17 protein-coding genes and 1 pseudogene are annotated in these 17,729 nt (G+C 59.9%); 17 read left to right on the forward strand and 1 reads right to left on the reverse strand.

Annotated elements, in window-relative coordinates; all coding sequences use genetic code 11:
* Positions 1 to 41 precede the first annotated feature (41 nt).
* The 17 genes and pseudogenes from rfbC to CMN55_RS02760 all read left to right on the forward strand — a co-directional run bounded on the left by rfbC (position 42) and on the right by CMN55_RS02760 (position 16,674).
* Positions 42 to 611: a dTDP-4-dehydrorhamnose 3,5-epimerase gene (gene rfbC, locus CMN55_RS02680; protein WP_293947999.1), complete on the forward strand. Its 570-nt coding sequence runs from the start codon at positions 42 to 44 to the stop codon at positions 609 to 611.
* Positions 608 to 1,663, forward strand: coding sequence for a dTDP-glucose 4,6-dehydratase (gene rfbB / locus CMN55_RS02685; RefSeq protein WP_293948000.1), 1,056 nt, complete (start codon positions 608 to 610; stop codon positions 1,661 to 1,663). Before rfbC ends, rfbB begins: the two co-directional genes overlap by 4 nt.
* A complete protein-coding gene (gene rfbD / locus CMN55_RS02690; protein WP_293948001.1) occupies positions 1,660 to 2,511 on the forward strand; it encodes a dTDP-4-dehydrorhamnose reductase in 852 nt (283 codons plus the stop codon). The genes rfbB and rfbD overlap by 4 nt, the downstream gene beginning before the upstream one ends.
* A gap of 15 nt (positions 2,512 to 2,526) precedes the next feature.
* A complete protein-coding gene (locus CMN55_RS02695) occupies positions 2,527 to 2,952 on the forward strand; it encodes an acyl-CoA thioesterase (RefSeq protein WP_293948002.1) in 426 nt (141 codons plus the stop codon).
* Between the two features lie 90 nt (positions 2,953 to 3,042).
* A complete protein-coding gene (ehuR, locus tag CMN55_RS02700) occupies positions 3,043 to 4,434 on the forward strand; it encodes a MocR-like ectoine utilization transcription factor EhuR (protein WP_293948003.1) in 1,392 nt (463 codons plus the stop codon).
* A gap of 243 nt (positions 4,435 to 4,677) precedes the next feature.
* The gene (locus CMN55_RS02705) at positions 4,678 to 5,694 is read left to right on the forward strand and encodes a TRAP transporter substrate-binding protein (RefSeq protein ID WP_293948004.1); all 1,017 of its coding nucleotides are present in this window, start codon (positions 4,678 to 4,680) and stop codon (positions 5,692 to 5,694) included.
* 118 nt (positions 5,695 to 5,812) lie between these two features.
* Positions 5,813 to 6,355 (forward strand): TRAP transporter small permease, encoded by a 543-nt coding sequence (locus CMN55_RS02710; RefSeq protein WP_366931957.1) that lies wholly within the window; start codon positions 5,813 to 5,815, stop codon positions 6,353 to 6,355.
* 9 nt (positions 6,356 to 6,364) lie between these two features.
* Positions 6,365 to 7,648, forward strand: coding sequence for a TRAP transporter large permease (locus CMN55_RS02715; protein WP_293948006.1), 1,284 nt, complete (start codon positions 6,365 to 6,367; stop codon positions 7,646 to 7,648).
* A 15-nt stretch (positions 7,649 to 7,663) separates the two neighbouring features.
* Positions 7,664 to 8,101 carry a universal stress protein gene (locus CMN55_RS02720; protein WP_293948007.1) on the forward strand — a complete coding sequence of 146 codons (438 nt, stop codon included), beginning with the start codon at positions 7,664 to 7,666 and terminating at the stop codon, positions 8,099 to 8,101.
* A gap of 60 nt (positions 8,102 to 8,161) precedes the next feature.
* A complete protein-coding gene (gene eutA / locus CMN55_RS02725) occupies positions 8,162 to 8,923 on the forward strand; it encodes an ectoine utilization protein EutA (RefSeq protein WP_293948008.1) in 762 nt (253 codons plus the stop codon).
* Between the two features lie 23 nt (positions 8,924 to 8,946).
* Positions 8,947 to 9,975: pseudogene (gene eutB, locus CMN55_RS02730) on the forward strand (hydroxyectoine utilization dehydratase EutB).
* A complete protein-coding gene (locus CMN55_RS02735) occupies positions 9,954 to 10,946 on the forward strand; it encodes a cyclodeaminase (protein WP_293948009.1) in 993 nt (330 codons plus the stop codon). The pseudogene eutB and the gene CMN55_RS02735 overlap by 22 nt, the downstream one beginning before the upstream one ends.
* Positions 10,947 to 10,962: 16 nt before the next feature.
* A complete protein-coding gene (doeA, locus tag CMN55_RS02740; RefSeq protein ID WP_293948010.1) occupies positions 10,963 to 12,144 on the forward strand; it encodes an ectoine hydrolase DoeA in 1,182 nt (393 codons plus the stop codon).
* 4 nt (positions 12,145 to 12,148) lie between these two features.
* Entirely contained in the window at positions 12,149 to 13,138 is a 990-nt protein-coding gene (gene doeB, locus CMN55_RS02745; protein ID WP_293948011.1) for a N(2)-acetyl-L-2,4-diaminobutanoate deacetylase DoeB, read from the forward strand.
* A gap of 18 nt (positions 13,139 to 13,156) precedes the next feature.
* Positions 13,157 to 13,630, forward strand: a complete 474-nt coding sequence (locus CMN55_RS02750) for an Lrp/AsnC family transcriptional regulator (RefSeq protein ID WP_293948012.1) — start codon at positions 13,157 to 13,159, stop codon at positions 13,628 to 13,630.
* Positions 13,631 to 13,785: 155 nt separating this feature from the next.
* On the forward strand, positions 13,786 to 15,276 hold the full coding sequence (locus CMN55_RS02755) for an NAD-dependent succinate-semialdehyde dehydrogenase (protein WP_293948013.1): 1,491 nt from the start codon (positions 13,786 to 13,788) through the stop codon (positions 15,274 to 15,276).
* 27 nt (positions 15,277 to 15,303) lie between these two features.
* The gene (locus CMN55_RS02760) at positions 15,304 to 16,674 is read left to right on the forward strand and encodes an aspartate aminotransferase family protein (RefSeq protein ID WP_293948014.1); all 1,371 of its coding nucleotides are present in this window, start codon (positions 15,304 to 15,306) and stop codon (positions 16,672 to 16,674) included.
* A 28-nt stretch (positions 16,675 to 16,702) separates the two neighbouring features.
* On the opposite strand, the gene CMN55_RS02765 is transcribed toward CMN55_RS02760, so the two are convergent.
* A complete protein-coding gene (locus CMN55_RS02765) occupies positions 16,703 to 17,695 on the reverse strand; it encodes a succinylglutamate desuccinylase/aspartoacylase family protein (RefSeq protein ID WP_293948015.1) in 993 nt (330 codons plus the stop codon).
* Positions 17,696 to 17,729: the final 34 nt, after the last annotated feature.

Here is a 17,729-nt window from a genome sequence, read left to right on the forward strand (position 1 = left end):
AGCGCCATATTGTTGCATAACCGGTAAGGACAGAGGTAACGATGCAGATCGAACAGACGGCCATTGCCGATGTGAAAATTATCTACCCGCGCAAATTCGGGGATGAGCGGGGTTTTTTCTCCGAAGTCTGGAATGCCAACAGCTTCCGGGAGGCGGGGCTGGACATCAATTTCGTTCAGGACAATCACGCCTTTAATGCGGAGGCGGGGGTCCTGCGCGGCCTGCACTATCAGCTTGAACCGAAGGCGCAGGGCAAGCTGGTGCGGGTGACGCGCGGCGCGGTTCTTGACGTGGCGGTGGATATCCGCGTCGGATCAAAGACCTTTGGCCAGCATGTGGCGGTCGAGCTGTCCGCCGAGAATTGGAGGCAGCTCTGGATTCCGGCCGGATTCGCGCATGGCTATTGCACGCTGCTCCCCGATACCGAGCTTCTCTACAAGGTCAATGATTTCTACAGCCCGGAAAATGACTGCGGCATTTTCTGGAATGATCCGGCGCTCGGCATTAATTGGCCGGTTGCGGCCGAAAAAGCAATTCTTTCAGAAAAAGATAAGACTTTGCCGCTATTAAAGGATCAGACGCGACTTTTTGAATACAGGGATACCAAATGACTGTTTTCGTAACCGGAGGGGCGGGGTTTATTGGCTCCGCGCTGGTCCGGGATCTGATCCGGCAGGACAAGGAAGATGTTCTTGTCATCGACAAGCTGACCTATGCGGGCTCGCTGGAGAGCCTGAAACCGGTCAGCGACAGCCCGCGCTATCATTTCTCGCAGACGGATATCTGTGATTCCGCCGGTATCAAGGCCCTGTTCGCTGAGTATAAGCCGCGCGCCGTCTATCATCTGGCAGCCGAGTCGCATGTGGACCGCTCCATCGACGGGCCGGCCGATTTCGTGCAGACCAATCTGGTCGGCACCTTCACCATGCTGGACGCTGCCTATCAATACTGGCGGGAACTGGATACGGCGGGGAAAGACGCGTTCCGTTTCCTGCATATCTCGACCGATGAGGTTTATGGCGAACTGGGCCCGGACGGGCAGTTTTCCGAGACCAGCCCCTATGATCCCAATTCCCCCTATTCGGCGAGCAAGGCGGGCTCCGATCATCTGGCGCGGGCCTGGCACCGCACGTACGGGCTGCCGGTGCTGGTGACCAACTGTTCCAACAATTACGGGCCGTATCAGTTCCCCGAAAAGCTGCTGCCGGTCGTCATCCTGAATGCGCTGAACGGCCGCGACCTGCCGGTCTACGGCAAGGGGGAGAATATCCGCGACTGGCTGTATGTGGAGGATCATGCAACGGCGTTGCAGCAGGTCATCGCCGATGGCGCGGTCGGGGAGACCTACATGATCGGCGGCCGGGCGGAACGCACGAATATCGACATGGTGCGCAGCATCTGCCGGATCATGGACAAGAAATTCCCGGGCAAGGCGCCGCATGAAAACCTGATCCGCTTCGTCACCGACCGGCCGGGCCATGACGCCCGCTATGCGGTGGATTGCTCGAAGATCGAGGCGGAGCTGGGCTGGAAACAGTCTCTGACGCTCGAAACCGGACTTGAAAAAACCGTCTCCTGGTATCTTGATAATCTCGATTGGGTCAAGGCGGTGTCGAAGGATTATTCACAACAACGCCTCGGGCTCGGGTCCGGCAAGAAATGAAAATACTTGTAACGGGCGCAGGCGGGCAGGTCGGCACGGCGCTTCAGGCCCGCGCCCCCGCCCATGGGCTGGACATTATCGCGCTGGATCGTCAGGCGCTTGATATTACCGACGCGTCCGCGGTGGCGGCGGCGGTGCGGGATAACCGCCCCGATCTGGTGATCAACGCCGCGGCCTATACGGCGGTGGACAAGGCGGAAGCGGAGACCGAGAAAGCCTTCGCCATCAATGCGGACGGCGCGGAATATCTGGCGCAGGCCGCGAAAGCGGCGGCGATCCCGCTGTTGCATATTTCCACCGATTTCGTCTTTGATGGCCGCAAGACCGGCGCCTATGTGGAAACGGATGCGATTGCCCCGCTCAATGTCTATGGCGCCAGCAAGGCAGCGGGGGAGGCGCGCATTGCGGCGACCCTGGAGAAGCATATCATCCTCCGCACCGCCTGGGTGTTCGGCGGGGTGCAGAATTTCGTCAATACCATGCTGCGCCTTGGGGAGACGCACAAGGAACTCAGCATTGTCGATGACCAGCGGGGCGGCCCGACCGCATCGCACGATATCGCCGATACGCTGCTGCGCATTGCCAAGCAGGTGCAGGCGCCGGGGTTTGACGATTTCGGCCTCTATCATTATTGCGGCGCGCCTGCGGTTACCTGGTTCGGCTTCGCCGAGGCGATTTTCCGCGGACGGGAGACACCGAAACTCACCCCCATCCCGACGGAGAGCTATCCGGTTCCGGCGACGCGGCCGAAAAACTCGGTTCTCGACTGTTCACGCATCAAGCGGGTTTTTGATATTGACCAGCCGGACTGGCAGGCGGCATTATCCAGGATACTGGACCAACAATAATAAAAGGATGCGCCGGTGGCCCGTCAGGATTTTCGCTTCTTCTTCCCCTTTCGCGTGCGTTATTCGGAGATAGACGGGCAGGGGGTGGTCTTCAACGCCCATTACCTGACCTATTTCGACACCACCATCACGGAATTTTTCCGCCAGCTTGGGTTCCGTTCGCAGGATTATCTGGCGGAGACGGGCAATGACTTTCACCTCGTCAAATCGCTGGTGAATTACGAGGCGCCGATCCGCTTCGATGCCGAGATCGAGGTTGGCTGCCGGGTCTCCAATATCGGCCGGACCTCCATGACCTTCCAGCTTGAAATTTTTGCCAAGGGGGAGGAGAGGCGCTACAGCTCCGGCGAGGTGATCTGGGTCAACACCGACCAGAGCACCCATAAATCCACCCCGCTGGATGATGATACGCGGGCACTCTTCATGCCCGAACTCGCCTGAGCGCAAAGCTGCGGCAAGGCGCGGATCAGATGACATCCGCGCGGTGTGAAATTCTATTGCAGTTGTCCTGCGATTAACTACTATTGTTGCATGACAAAATGGATCCCCAAGCGCGAGGCACTGGATCGCCCACTGCATATCGGCATTGCCAATATGCTGCGAAATGCCATTTCGGAGGGCGAGTTGCCGATCGGCGCGCGCCTGCCGCCGCACCGCACCCTTGCCGATGTTCTGGGCGTCAGCGTGCATACGGTCAGCAAGGCCTATGACGAGCTGACGCGCGCCGGTCTGATCGGCGGCCAGGTCGGTCGCGGGACCTTTGTGCTGGAGCCGCCGATGCTCTCCGGTCAGCCGTATCTGATGGAGCGTGCGGATCAGGGGCTGATCGACCTGTCCATCGCCCGGCCGCTTTACGATACGCTGCACGCCAGCCGGATGCGCCGGGTGCTGGAAGGGCTGACGGCGGATATCGACATGAATGTCTATCTTGCCTGCCGCCCCAATGTCGGGCTGGAGAAACACCGTCAGGCCGGGGTGAAATGGCTGGCGCGCTGCGGGCTTGAGGTGGCGGCCGGGAATGTCGTCATGACCAACGGCGTCTGCCACGGCATGGCGACGGCGCTGTCGTCGGTGGCGCGCCCTGGCGATATCGTCGTGACGGACAGCATTGCCCATCACCTGATCATCTCGCTCTGCTCCTATCTTGGCCTGCGCCTTCAGGGGCTCAAGATGGATGAACAGGGTGTCCTGCCCGAGGCCTTTGAGGAGGCCTGCAAGCATCAGGATATCAAGGTTTTCTTCACCGTTCCGACGCTCGCCGGCCCATCCGTCAGCCTGATGTCGGCGGCGCGGCGGGAGGCGCTGGTCCGAATCGCCCGGCAGTATGATGTGCTGATCGTCGAGGATGACGTTCTCGGCCCGCTGCCGGAGGATCGCCCGCCGCCCCTTGCCGCGCTGGCGCCGGAAAGGGCGATTTATCTCACCTCCTTCACGAAATGTCTGATGCCGGGGCTCCGGACCGGGTATCTGGTCGCGCCGACCCCTCTGCTGCCCGCCATTACGGGCCGCCTGGTCGTGTTCAGCTGGATGGCGACGCCGCTGGTGTCGGAAATCGCCAGCCGCTGGATTGACGATGGCACGGCCGAGGAGCTGATGCTCTGGCAGCGCCAGAAAATTGCCGAACGGCACGCCATCGTGGCGGAAGAACTGGCGGAATTCGACTGGACGGGACATCCGTCCGCCCTGCATTTCTGGCTCTCGCTTCCCGGGCAATGGAGTGCGCAGAGCATGGTGGAACATGCCCGCGCCCATGGCGTCGCGGTTGCCCCGCCGCAACCTTTCATGACCGCGCAATCCGCGCCGATCAACGCCGTCCGCATTGCCGTCGGCGGGGTGGCCGCGACGGACAGGTTTCGCCAGGGTCTGGTTCTGATCCGGGAATTGCTGAAGCGCGCGCCCGAACCTTTGCCGCAACTCCTGTAATTGTACTGCGTCAATATAGTATTTGACATACAATACAATTGGGGGCCAGACTTTTGGCAATAAGAAAAGGGCGGGTTGTCTTTCGCCAAATCCTGCAATCAACAAACTATCTGGACGAGCATTCACAGGGGACCCTCGTTGCTTTGACGGATATTGTTGCGTTTCGGGGCCAGGGGCCATTAGACGCCAGAAGGTCAAATCCCGCCGGTAATTGCCACTAATTAAACAGGAGGTAAGGCACATATGACTTTTAAGAAACGCGGCTTGATGGGCTGTTTGACAGCCGTAGCGACGATCGCGGCGGGACTGGGTGCCGCGCAGGCGGATAACTGGAAATATGCCTTTGAAGAGTCCCTGACGGAAGTGCAGGGGGTCTATGCGACCAAGTTCAAGGAAGAAATCGAGAAAAATTCCGATCACACGATCCAGCTTTTCCCCTATGGCACATTGGGCGAGTCCGCCGATCTGATGGAACAGACGCAGGCCGGGATTCTTCAGTTCGTTGACCAGTCTCCGGGGTTTACCGGGGCGCTGATCCCGGAAGCGCAGGTTTTCTTTGTTCCCTATCTGCTGCCGACGGATCAGGAGCATCTGGCGCGCTTCTTCCGGGAAAGCAAGGCCATCAACGAGGATTTCAAGGGGCTGTATGAAAAGCAGGGGCTTGAACTGCTGCAAATGTTCCCCGAAGGCGAAGTCGCCATGACGACCAAGGAGCCGGTCGAAACCTGCGCCGATCTGGACGAGGTGAAGTTCCGCGTCATGACAAATCCGCTGCTGGTGGAGGCCTATCAGGCGTTTGGCGCAACACCGACGCCGCTGCCCTGGGGCGAGGTTTACGGCAGCCTGCAAACCAACATCATTCAGGGGCAGGAAAATCCGACTTTCTATCTCTACTCAACCAAGCTTTACGAGGTGACGGATTACATCACCTATACCGGCCACAGCAACTTCACGACGGCTGTCATGGCCAACAAGGAGTTCTATGACGGCCTCAGCGATGCCGACAAAAAGGTTGTTCAGGATGCCGCCAAGGCCGCGTTTGAGCATATTGTCGTCTATCAGCAGGGACTGGCCCAGCAGGAGCTGGAGAAGATCAAGGAAGCCAAACCCGAGATAACGATTACCGTCCTCAATGAAGAACAGCGCAGCTGCTTCAAGGAGGCGGCAAAGACTGTGGAAGCCAAATTCATCGAAATGACGGGTGACAGCGGCGAAGCGATCCTGAAGCAGTTCAAGGCGGACCTTGAGGCGACAAAATAGGGCTGCATATTCCGTAAAATGCCGGGCGGTTTGATCATAATCGCCCGGCGCGGGATGCCGCATATTTCGGGTTGGTAAAGACAGGGGTTGTCCCGTGACAGAAACAGATCAGAAATCGATGCTGCCTGGTTTCCTTGGATGGATTGACACCCAGATCGGTCGGGTGGAGGCGGTTATACTGGCAGTCGGCGTCTTGCTGATGGCCGTGAACACAGTCGGCAATGTTATTGGCCGCTTTATCTTTCAATACAGCTTCTTCTTCACGGAAGAGGTGAACAGCATCATCATCATCCTGATCACCTTCGCGGGCATCGGCTATGCGGCGCGCCACGGGCGACATATCAGAATGTCCGCCATCTATGACGCCCTGCCGACGCGGACGCGGAAAATCATGATGATCCTGATTACAATCATCACCGCGATGACGATGTTTGCGCTCTGTTACTTTTCGATCGGCTATATCATGAAAGTCGCGGCGTCGGGGCGCGTTCTGCCGGCGCTTCAGATCCCGGTTTACATGACCTTTCTCTGGGTTCCCGTCGGTTTTGCGGTCACCGGGATCCAGTATGCGCTGACAACGGTCAAGAACATCCTCGAAAAAGACGTCTATCTCTCCACCTACATGCTGGAAGGATATGACGACAGCGAGATCGAGATTTAGGAGGGGACGATGGCGATTAAAATTACAACGATCATGATCGTCCTCCTGCTGGCAGGATTTCCCATGATGATCCCGCTGCTGCTCGGCTCCTTCTACGGATTTTACGAGCTGTTCGGCGGCATTTCGAAAATGGATTTCATGGTCCAGCAGATGCTGGCCGGCATTCGCCCGGCGTCCCTGATTGCGGTTCCGATGTTCATTCTGGCGGCCGAAATCATGACGCGCGGCCAGTCGGCAACCCGGCTCATTGATCTTGTGATGCAGTTTATCGGCCATGTCCGGGGCGGCCTTGCGGTCAGCACGGCGGTTGCCTGCACCCTGTTCGGCGCCGTTTCCGGCTCCACCCAGGCGACGGTTGTCGCGGTTGGCTCGCCATTGCGGCCGCGCATGTTGCAGGCCGGATACAAGGATTCCTTCGTTCTCGCCCTCATTATCAATGCCAGTGATATCGCCTTTCTGATCCCGCCCAGCATCGGCATGATCATTTATGGCGTGATTTCCAGCACCTCCATTTCCGAGCTGTTCATCGCCGGTGTTGGCCCCGGCCTGCTGCTGATGGTGCTGTTTTCCGCCTACAGCATGATCTATGCGACCATCAACAAGGTTCCGACGGAGCCGAAGGCAAGCTGGTCGGAACGGTTTGCCGCGACGCGAAAAGCCATTTGGCCGCTGGGGTTCCCGGTGATTATCGTCGGCGGTATCTATGGCGGAATTTTCAGCCCGACCGAAGCCGCCGCGGCCTGCGTGCTGTACGCCCTTATTCTGGAGATCGGTATTTTCCGCTCCCTGAAGCTCCGCGATATCTACCAGATCGCTAAATCCACCGGGCTGATTACGGCAGTGGTGTTTATTCTGGTGGGCGCCGGGGCGGCCTTTTCCTGGGTGATTTCCTTCGCCCAGATCCCGCAGGAAATTCTTGGCGCCATCGGCATAACCGACATGGGGCCAAAAGGGGTTCTGGCGGTTATTTCAATCTCTTTCTTCATCGGCTGCATGTTCGTGGATCCGATTGTGGTTATCCTTGTTCTGGTGCCGATTTTTGCACCGGTCGTGCAAAGTGTCGGGCTGGATCCAGTGCTGGTCGGGACGATCATCACCCTGCAGGTGGCCATTGGCTCGGCGACGCCGCCCTTCGGCTGCGATATTTTTACGGCGATTGCCGTCTTCAAGCGACCATATGCCGATGTTGTCAGGGGTATCTTTCCGTTCACGGTCATTCTGGCGGCGGTTTCTGTGGCGCTGATCTTTTTCCCGCAGATTGCCCTGTTTGCCCGTGATCTGGCATTTCGATGATGAACAGGAGGTAACATGTTTAAAAAAATCCTGATCCCCGTCGATGGGTCGGAGCCATCCCAGAAAGCCATGGAAATGGCCGTCAATCTACAAAAATCCTTCGACTGTGAGCTTTATATCCTGACGGTATTCCGGCATCACAGCCTGCTGGAGGCATCCCTTTCCATGGTCCGTTCAGCAGAACCCGAGGTGATGGACGATATCCTGCGCAAGCATGCGAGCAGCGTGGCGGAGAGCGCGAAAAAGGCGGCTCAGGAACTCGGCGCCGAAAAAGTGCGGGCGTTCGTGAAGAACGGCCCGCCCGCGCGCACCATCGTCTCCTTTGCCAAGGACAAGGATGTCGATCTGATCGTGCTGGGCAGCCGGGGGCATGGCGATGTGGAAGGCTTCCTGCTCGGCAGTGTCTCGCATAAGGTGACGAGCCTCGCAAAATGCCCGGTCATGGTGGTCTAGATGCCGTGTCGGATCTGGCTCCCGGCTTTATAACGCCTCTCTTTCATACGGAAAATTTGCATGGAAGCATCTGCGCTGCCCGCATCGGTCCTGCCTTCGGAACTGGATGCCGCTCCGGTCGCGAAAAAGATCGGGTTGATTGCCCTGGCGACGGATTTTACCTCGGAACTTGATTTTGCGCGCATCTGCGATCCGGCGGAGGTGGGCGTCTATGTCACCCGGATTGCCTATGATAATCCGACAACGCCGGAAAGCCTGCGGCGGACGGGGCCGCGTCTCACGGACGCCGCGTCGCTGATTTTGCCGGACGAGACACTGGATGTCGTGGCCTTTGGCTGCACGGCGGCGAGCGTGGTTCTCGGCGATGAGGCCGTTGCGGACTATATCCAGCAGGCCAAACCGGGGAGCAAATGCGTCACGCCGACCTCGGCCGCCTTCGCCGCCTTCACGGCGCTGGGGGTGCGCAAGGTCAGCGTTCTGACGCCCTATTCCCCGCAGGTGACGGAGGAACTTGTCGCCTATTTTTCCCGCAATGGCCTGGATGTGGTCAATTGGAACTGCTTCGGACTGGAGGATGACAGGCAGATGGCGCGTATCTCCCGCGCGAGCCTCCTTGCCGCCAGTATCGAGACGATGGATGACGCCGCCGATGCGCTGTTTATCTCCTGCACGGCGCTGCGCGCGGCGGCCTGTGCGGCGGAGATTGAGCAGGCCATCGGCAAGCCCGTGGTGACCTCCAATCAGGCGGCCGTCTGGCGCAGCCTGCGTCTTGCGGGCATTGACAGAAAAATTCCCGGCTTTGGCCGACTCCTGCAAATTTGACCACCTATCATGAGGGTCGCAAGATGGCTTCAGTAACGTTGGCGGCGATTGAAACGGCGCGCGAGAGGATTGCCCCCTTGATCCGGCAAACGCCGGTCATCCCGTCCGCGTCGCTGTCGGAGCGGAGCGGCGGGGATATTCACCTGATGCTGGAACAGCTTCAGATCACCGGAAGTTTTAAACTGCGCGGGGCAATGAACGCCGTGCTGTCCCTGACGGAGGCGCAGAAGGCGCGGGGCGTTGTCGGCGTTTCAACGGGAAATCACGGCCGGGGCCTTGCCTATGCCGCCCGCAATGCCGGGGTGAAATGCCTCATCTGCATGTCGGAGCTGGTGCCGCAGAACAAGGTGGCGGGCATCCGCGCGCAAGGCGCGGAGGTGCGCATCATCGGCCGGTCACAGGACGAGGCGCAGGAGGAGGTGGACCGGCTGGTCACGGAGGAAGGCATGACCATGCTGCCGCCGTTTGACCATGAGGACATCATCGCGGGGCAGGGAACGCTTGGCCTTGAACTCCATGAACAGCTACCAGAGCTTGAGACCGTGCTGGTGCCGCTGTCCGGCGGCGGGCTGATTTCCGGCGTCGCGCTGGCGCTGAAAGCCAGAAACCCGGCGATCCGGATCATCGGCATCTCCATGGACCGGGGCGCGGCCATGTTTGAAAGCCAGCGGGCGGGNAAGCCCGTGCAGGTGCAGGAATANCCNTCNCTNGCGGATTCACTCGGCGGCGGCATCGGGCTCGATAANCGCTATACCTTCCAGNTNGTCNGNGANCTTGTGGAGGACATNNTTCTGGTNACGGAANNCGANATTGCCGACGCCATCCGCCACGCCTATTGGCANGAAAAGCTGGTCATTGAAGGCNCNGGCGCGGTCGGCATTGCCGCCCTGCTGGCCGGGAANATCAAANNCCCCGGCACCTGCGTCAGNNTTCTCAGCGGCTGCAATATNGATATGGANNTNCANAANCGNCTGATCNACGGNGAGACGCGTNGATGTCAGNCAGCTNTAGCCGGAAGTGGACGCCNGANATGCCCGAAATTTCTATTCTGACGGAAACTGAACTGCGGCAGATCCTGCCNCTCGANACNGCGGCGGTGGACTGCATCGAAANNGCNTTCCGGCTGCTNGCCACAACCGATGTGGTNATGCCGCCCATCCTCAGNTTTCATATCCCCGATCATAACGGCGAAATTGATGTCAAGACGGCCTATGTNCCNGGNATCGAGAGTTTCGCCGTCAAGATGAGCCCCGGCTTCTTCGATAATCCGAAGCTGGGCCTACCGAGCCTTAACGGNCTGATGGTCCTCTTTTCTGCGAGAACGGGNATTGTTGAAGGGGTGCTGCTCGATAACGGCTATCTGACGGATGTCCGCACCGCCGCNGCNGGGGCNGTCGCCGCCAAATGGCTGTCGCGGGANGATGCNCGNANNGCNGGCATTGTCGGCACGGGCACGCAGGCGCGGNTGCAGNTGAAGGCNCTCTCCCTNGTGCGGGANCTCAAGAAAGCCGTTGTNTGGNGCCGNNATGANGCGAANGCNAAACAATATGCCAGGGAATTATCTGACGAGCTGNCGCTGGANATCGAGGTGGCGTCTTCCCTTGATGCCNTGATGGCGGAGGCTGACATCATCGTCACGACGACGCCNNCGCAAANNCCGCTTATTTCCGCNCGCCAGCTTCGGCCGGGTCAGCATATCACGGCGATGGGNTCGGATGCGGACTATAAATGCGAACTGGCGGCGGATGTCATTCCGGCGNCGGATCTGTATGTCTGTGACAATCTGGCGCAATGCCGCAAGCAGGGGGAGNTGCGNNNCGCGCTGGCCGCGGNGCAGGTGAANAGCGCCNCCNNTTTNCCCGAACTTGGCAGCGTTATTGCNGGTCAGCACCGCGGCCGCCCGGCCGATGACAGCATCACGATCTGCGACCTGACCGGGACGGGCGTTCAGGATACCGCCATTGCCACCCTGGCCCGGGAGCGCGCCCGCGCCGCCCGCGCCGGAACGATTTTCAGCAGCTAACGGGTTTGGAGTTATAATGTCTGGACTTGATTTACCTTTTACCGTTTCGGAATATCAGCAGCGTCTTGGCAAGGCCCGGGCGTCCATGGCGGAGAAGGGCATTGATCTTCTCATCGTTACGGATCCGTCCAACATGGCCTGGCTGACGGGCTATGACGGCTGGTCTTTCTATGTGCATCAATGCGTTATCCTGCCGATGGAGGGGGACCCCTTCTGGTATGGCCGCAAGCAGGATGCCAACGGCGCCCTGCGCACGGTGTTCATGGGCGACTCCCACGTTCTGTTCTATCCGGAAACCTATGTTCAATCCACGGAATGCCATCCGATGGATTATCTGAGCTCTCTGCTCATTGACCGGGGATTTGGCGGCGCGGTGATCGGCGTGGAGATGGATAATTACTATTTCTCCGCCGCGGCCTATATGGCGCTGGTCAACCATCTGCCCAATGCCCGCTTTGCCAATGCCAATGCGCTGGTCAACTGGTGCCGGGCGGTGAAATCGGAGCAGGAGCTGATCTATATGCGGCGGGCAGGGCGCATTGTCGAGGAAATGCACAAGCGCATCTTCGAGAAGATCGAGCCGGGCCTGCCCAAAAACCTGCTGGTGGCGGAGATTTACGACAGCGCCCTGCGCGGCGCGGACGGATTTGGCGGCGACTATCCCGCCATTGTGCCGCTGCTGCCGTCGGGCGCCGATGCGGCGGCGCCGCATCTCACCTGGGACGATAAACCTATGAAAGCCGGGGAGGCGACGTTTTTCGAAATTGCCGGCTGTTACCGCCGCTATCACACGCCGCTATCGCGCACCATTTACCTTGGCAAGCCGTCGCAGACATTCCGGGATGCGGACAAGGCGGTGCAGGAAGGCATGGAGGCGGGCCTCGACAAAGCGCGGGCGGGCAATAGCTGTGAGGATATTGCGCGCGCCTTTTTCGCGGTGCTGAAAAAGCACGGGATTTTCAAGGACAGCCGGACCGGCTATCCCATCGGGCTGAGTTATCCGCCGGACTGGGGCGAGCGGACCATGAGCCTGCGGCTTGGCGATAAAACCATGCTGGAGCCCGGCATGACCTTTCATTTCATGTCCGGTCTGTGGATGACGGACTGGGGTCTCGAAACAACAGAAAGTCTTGTGATAACCGACGGCGCGCCCGAACTGCTGGCATCCGTTCCGCGCCATCTGATGGTCAAGGAGTGAGCCCATGCGCGTAAACCCCATTACAGCGACAGTCGATTACAATGAAGACGGCGTTCAGCACGGCTTTCTGAAGCTGCCCTATTCCCATGACGGGTCCGCCTGGGGGTCGATCATGATCCCGATTACCGTGGCGCGCAACGGGGAGGGGCCGACGGTGCTGCTGACCGGCGGCAATCACGGCGATGAATATGAAGGGCCGGTGGCGCTGTATGATCTGGCCGGGACGATCAAATCCGAAGAGATAACGGGCCGGGTCATCATTGTCCCCGCCATGAATTATCCGGCCTTCCGGGCGGCGCGGCGGACGTCGCCCATTGACAGCGGCAATATGAACCGGACATTCCCCGGCAATCCAGCCGGAACGGTGACCGAGAAAATCGCGGATTATTTCCAGCGCACCCTGCTGCCGCTGGCCGATTATGTGTTGGATATCCATTCGGGCGGAAAAACCCTGAAATTCGTGCCCTTCTGCGCAGTGCATTTTCAGGAAGACAAGGTGCAGGAAGAAAAATGCGTCGCCGCCATGCGGGCCTTCAACGCGCCTTTTTCCGTGAAGCTTCTGGAAGTGGATTCGGGCGGCATGTTCGACACGGCGGCAGAGGAAATGGGCAAGATCTTCATCTCCACCGAGCTTGGCGGCGGCGGATCGACGACGGTGCGCAGTGTCGCCATCGCCAAAAGGGGCGTGAAGAACCTGCTGCATCATGCGGGTGTCCTTGCGGGGGATCCGGAAATGGAGCCATCCGCCGATCTGTATATGCCGGATCACCGCTGCTTTATTTCCAGCGAAACCACGGGTTTGCTGGAACTCTGTGTGGATCTGGGCGACTCCGTGTCGGAGGGGCAGCTTCTCGCCCGCGTCTATGATATGGAGCGCACGGGAAGAAATCCGGTGGAATATCTCAGCCCGCTGGACGGGGTTTTTGTCGCCCGCCATTTCCCCGGCCTGGTCGGCATGGGGGATATCGTGGGCGTCGTTGCGGTAGAGGGATAGAAGCGGTATATCATCCCCATGATCAAACTCGATGAGCGTGACCTCAAAATCCTGGCTGTGTTGCAGCAGGATGGCCGTATCCCGAAGAACCAGCTTGCGGAAAAGGTCCATCTGTCGCCCACGGCCTGCTGGGAGCGGCTGAAACGGCTGGAAGAGACCGGCGTGATCGAGGGGTATGGCGCGCGGCTGTCGCACGCCAATCTCGGCACGCCCGCCGTCATCTTCATGCAGGTCGAGCTGGCCAGTCACCGGGCCGAGGATTTCGCACGCTTTGAGGACGCCGTCAGCGCGATTGATGAAATCACGGAATGCTGGGCCGTTGGCGGCGGCGTTGACTATTTCCTGAAGCTGGTCTGTACCGGCGTGGATGCCTATCAGCGCCGGGTGGACGAGATGCTCGCCGCGGAGATCGGCCTCAGGCGCTACTATACCTATGTGGTGACGAAATCCGTCAAAAACGTGGGCCAGATACCGCTTTCGGCCTTGCGGTGAATACCGCAGGAGGAAGTGAAACCGCCACTTTCCGAAGAACTCTCGCCTTTTCCGGCATCGAGGCGAATTCCTCTCTGAAATCCCTGCCGACTATAAACGCACCTTCCGTTGCTTTTTTCCTATACTCGCCCTCACACCATCTGGCGGAGGTACGTATGAGCAAAGCGCAGCACACTCTCTCCCGGATCACGGAGCTGGACCGGCTCGGGGATCCCCGACTGTTCAAGGAGTTTGCTTATTGTGGCGGGGCATGGCAGGCCGCGTCCTCGGGCGATGTTATTGCCGTGACCAACCCGGCGGATGGCGCCTGGATCGGCAATATCCCGTCGCTCAGCCCGGCGGAAAGCCGTGCGGCCATTGACGCCGCCCATCAGGCATTTGCAGGCTGGTCCGCCCGCCTGCCGCAGGAACGGACCGCCATCCTGCAGAAATGGCACCGCCTGATCAGTGAGGCGCAGGAAGATCTCGCCCTGATCATGACGCTGGAGCAGGGCAAGCCGATTTCGGAATGCCGGGGCGAAATCGACTACGGCCTGTCCTTCATCGAATTTTTCGCCGAGGAAGCCAAGCGCACGGATATCATGGGCGTGACCTCCCATCTTCATAATGCGGAGCTTGAAGTCTGGCTGGAGCCGGTCGGCGTTGCCGCCCTCATCACGCCATGGAATTTCCCGAACGCCATGATCACCCGCAAGGCGGCGGCGGCGCTGGCAGTCGGCTGCCCGGTCATCGTGCATCCATCGAAAGAGACGCCCTTTTCCGCGCTCGCCCTCGCCGAACTGGCGGAGCGGGCGGGCTTCCCCGCCGGGGTTTTCAATGTCATCACGGGGGAACCTGCGGAGATCGTCGGAGAATGGACGAAAGATACGCGGGTCCGCGCGCTCTCCTTCACGGGATCGACGGAAATCGGGCGGCTTCTCTATACGCAATGCGCACCGACCATCAAGCGCCTCAGTCTGGAGCTTGGCGGCCATGCGCCCTTTGTCGTGTTCGCCGATGCGGATATGGACAAGGCCGTTGAGGAGGCCATCAAGGCCAAATTCGCCACCTCCGGTCAGGATTGCCTCGGCGCCAATCGATTTTATATTGAACAGCCGGTCTATGAGGAATTCTGTCAAAAATTTGCGGAACGGACGGCCGCCCTCACGCTCGGCCGCGGGCTTGATGATCCGGATATCGGACCGCTGATGAATGAGCGGGCGGTCGCCAAGCAGATCGAGCATACGGAAGACGCGATGAGCCAGGGCGCGGCGCTGCTGACCGGCGGCAGGATCCACAGGCTCGGCCCGCTCTATTTCGAGCCGACGGTTCTGAAAGACGTGCCCGAAACCGCAAAGATCATGCGCGAGGAAACATTCGGCCCGGTCGCCGCTCTGACCCCGTTCACAACGGAAGAAGAGGTGATCCGCCGCGCCAATGACACGGAATACGGGCTGATGGCCTATGTGCATACGAAGGATCCCTATCGCATCTATCGCCTCAGCCGGGCGCTGGAATTCGGCATGGTCGGCGTCAACCGCACGAAAGTTACCGGCGCGCCCATTCCGTTCGGCGGCATGAAGCAATCGGGCCTTGGCCGGGAGGGCTCCCGCCACGGGATTGAGGCGTTTGCCAATATAAAATATATCTGTCGGGACTGGGCATAGGCCCGTCCCTTATCTCAGGAGGATTAAATGCTTACCAATGATCAGCTCAGCCAGTGGGACCGGGAGACTTTCCTGCATCCTTCCACGCATCTGGCGCAGTTCGCGCGCGGGGAAATGCCCAACCGGATCGTTACCGGCGGGTCCGGTGTTTTCATCGAGGATCGGGACGGGAACCGGCTTCTGGATGCCTTTGCCGGGCTCTATTGCGTTAATGTCGGCTATGGCCGTCCGGAGATCGCCGAGGCCATCGCCGCCCAGGCGAAGGAGCTTGCCTATTACCATTCCTATGTCGGGCATGGCACGGAAGCCTCCATCACCCTGTCGAAAATGATCATCGACCGGGCGCCAAAGAACATGAGCAAGGTCTATTACGGCCTGTCCGGATCGGACGCCAACGAGACGAATATCAAGCTGGTCTGGTACTACAACAATGTCCTCGGCCGGCCGGAGAAGAAAAAGATCATCTCCCGCTGGCGCGGCTATCACGGCTCGGGCCTGATGACCGGCTCCCTGACCGGGCTGGAACTGTTTCACAAGAAATTCGATCTGCCATTGATGCAGGTTATCCACACCGATGCGCCCTATTACTATCGCCGGGAGGACGCGGGCCAGAGCGAGGAAGACTTCTCCCGCCAGTGCGCCGACAATCTGGAGGCTCTCATCCAGAAGGAAGGGCCGGACACCGTCGCCGCCTTTATCGGGGAGCCCGTGCTCGGCACCGGTGGTCTGGTGCCGCCGCCCGCCGGCTACTGGGAGGCAATTCAGAAGGTTCTCAAAAAATATGATATCCTGCTGATTGCCGATGAGGTGGTGACCGGCTTCGGGCGGCTGGGCTCCATGTTCGGCTCCGATCATTACGGTATTGAGGCGGATATCATTACCTCCGCCAAGGGGCTGACATCGGCCTATGCGCCGCTTTCCGCCTCCATCGTCTCGGAAAAGGTGTGGAAGGGGTTGGAGCAGGGGACCGACGAATTCGGCGCCATCGGCCATGGCTGGACCTATTCCGCCCATCCGGTCTGCGCCGCCGCAGGGGTTGCCAATCTGAAGCTGATTGACAGCCTCGGGCTCGTCGCCAATGCCGGGGAGGTGGGCCCTTATTTCAGGGACGCCATGCGGCAGGCCATCGGCCATCATCCGAATGTTGGCGATGTGCGCGGGGAGGGGCTGATGCTGGCGGTGGAGCTGACGGCGGACAAGGAAACGCGTCGCTTTCTCGATCCCGCCCTTCTGACGGGGCCGAAGCTGGCCGCCGCCCTGCTGAAGCGGGGGGTTATCGCGCGGGCCATGCCACAGGGCGATATCCTCGGCTTCGCGCCGCCGCTCTGCCTGACGAAAGGGGAGGCCGACATCATCGTCAGCGCCATGGCGGAGGCTGTAACGGAAGTCTTCGGTTAAAGCGGCACCAGTTCCTGCGTCATATCGGTCAGCCGCTGATTTCCTGCTGACCGATATGATAGAGGCAATCACCGCGAAGGACGCGCGCGCCCTGCCGCTTGGCAAGGATCATCCCGTCCGCCTCGAACAACAGCTCGACGGGCGGGCATCCCGGCGTCTCCGGCCGGTGGATCAGCGCCGCGGGCTGTCCCGCTTTGATATCCTCCCCCGGATCGGCCAGCGGCTCCCACAATCCCGGTTCGCTCGCGAAGAGATGGTTTTCCTCCGCAAATATGCGCGGTGTGACAGGGGCGGGGGGAATGGCGGCTTTCACTGCGCCGATATGATGAAGCACACGGAGGAGGCCTTCGCCCGCAGCCTCGGGCAGGCCCTTGGTGACCGATCCGCCACCCGCCAGTTCCGTGGTGGCGGAGCAGACCCCCTGACGCAGCGCCGCCGCCGAGGAATATCCACCATACTCATCGCGGTCGGTCAGCAGGATGTTGGGCAGGCCGAACTTGCCCATGATGTCGCGTTTTATCGCGCGGTGCGGATCATCCTCCTTCAAAGAGATCAGCAGCGTCGGCTCATAGATCAGCGAACTGCCGCCGGAATGCAGATCAAACAGGTAATCGGTGCCGGGCAGCAGGACATGCTCGATATAATAGGCGATCTGCTCGGTCGGCGTGCCGCGCGCCACGCCCGGAAAGGCGCGGTTGAGATTGCCGTCATCGAGGGGGGAGGTGCGAAGGCCCGCTTCCGCCGCCGGAAAATTGGCCATCGGCAGAATAATGATCTGTCCGGTCACCTGATCGAGCGGCAGGGTTCGGATCAGGCTGGACAGAATCACCTGCCCTTCATATTCATCGCCGTGGGTGCCGCCCATCAGCAGCACGCGCGGGCCGTCCCCGTTCTTCAGGCTGGCAATCGGGATCGGGATAAAACCATAGGCCGAGCGATGCACCGAATGCGGCAGGCGGAGATATCCCGTCTGCATGCCGTCGCGGTCAAGGTCAATCGTAGGGGTGATGAGTGAGGACATGGGATTCCTGTTATTGGCGGACGATTTTCCCATT

This window comes from Sneathiella sp., from assembly GCF_002694385.1.
GTDB lineage: Bacteria > Pseudomonadota > Alphaproteobacteria > Sneathiellales > Sneathiellaceae > Sneathiella.

Excerpts from the sequence above, each read along its gene's own strand:
- rfbC (WP_293947999.1), top strand. The coding sequence starts at position 42 with ATGCAGATCGAACAGACGGCCATTGCCGATGTGAAAATTATCTACCCG.
- rfbB (WP_293948000.1), top strand. The coding sequence starts at position 608 with ATGACTGTTTTCGTAACCGGAGGGGCGGGGTTTATTGGCTCCGCGCTG.
- rfbD (WP_293948001.1), top strand. The coding sequence starts at position 1,660 with ATGAAAATACTTGTAACGGGCGCAGGCGGGCAGGTCGGCACGGCGCTT.
- ehuR (WP_293948003.1), top strand. The coding sequence starts at position 3,043 with ATGACAAAATGGATCCCCAAGCGCGAGGCACTGGATCGCCCACTGCAT.
- CMN55_RS02705 (WP_293948004.1), top strand. The coding sequence starts at position 4,678 with ATGACTTTTAAGAAACGCGGCTTGATGGGCTGTTTGACAGCCGTAGCG.
- CMN55_RS02710 (WP_366931957.1), top strand. The coding sequence starts at position 5,813 with ATGCTGCCTGGTTTCCTTGGATGGATTGACACCCAGATCGGTCGGGTG.
- CMN55_RS02715 (WP_293948006.1), top strand. The coding sequence starts at position 6,365 with ATGGCGATTAAAATTACAACGATCATGATCGTCCTCCTGCTGGCAGGA.
- CMN55_RS02720 (WP_293948007.1), top strand. The coding sequence starts at position 7,664 with ATGTTTAAAAAAATCCTGATCCCCGTCGATGGGTCGGAGCCATCCCAG.
- eutA (WP_293948008.1), top strand. The coding sequence starts at position 8,162 with ATGGAAGCATCTGCGCTGCCCGCATCGGTCCTGCCTTCGGAACTGGAT.
- doeA (WP_293948010.1), top strand. The coding sequence starts at position 10,963 with ATGTCTGGACTTGATTTACCTTTTACCGTTTCGGAATATCAGCAGCGT.
- doeB (WP_293948011.1), top strand. The coding sequence starts at position 12,149 with ATGCGCGTAAACCCCATTACAGCGACAGTCGATTACAATGAAGACGGC.
- CMN55_RS02750 (WP_293948012.1), top strand. The coding sequence starts at position 13,157 with ATGATCAAACTCGATGAGCGTGACCTCAAAATCCTGGCTGTGTTGCAG.
- CMN55_RS02755 (WP_293948013.1), top strand. The coding sequence starts at position 13,786 with ATGAGCAAAGCGCAGCACACTCTCTCCCGGATCACGGAGCTGGACCGG.
- CMN55_RS02760 (WP_293948014.1), top strand. The coding sequence starts at position 15,304 with ATGCTTACCAATGATCAGCTCAGCCAGTGGGACCGGGAGACTTTCCTG.
- CMN55_RS02765 (WP_293948015.1), bottom strand. The coding sequence starts at position 17,695 with ATGTCCTCACTCATCACCCCTACGATTGACCTTGACCGCGACGGCATG.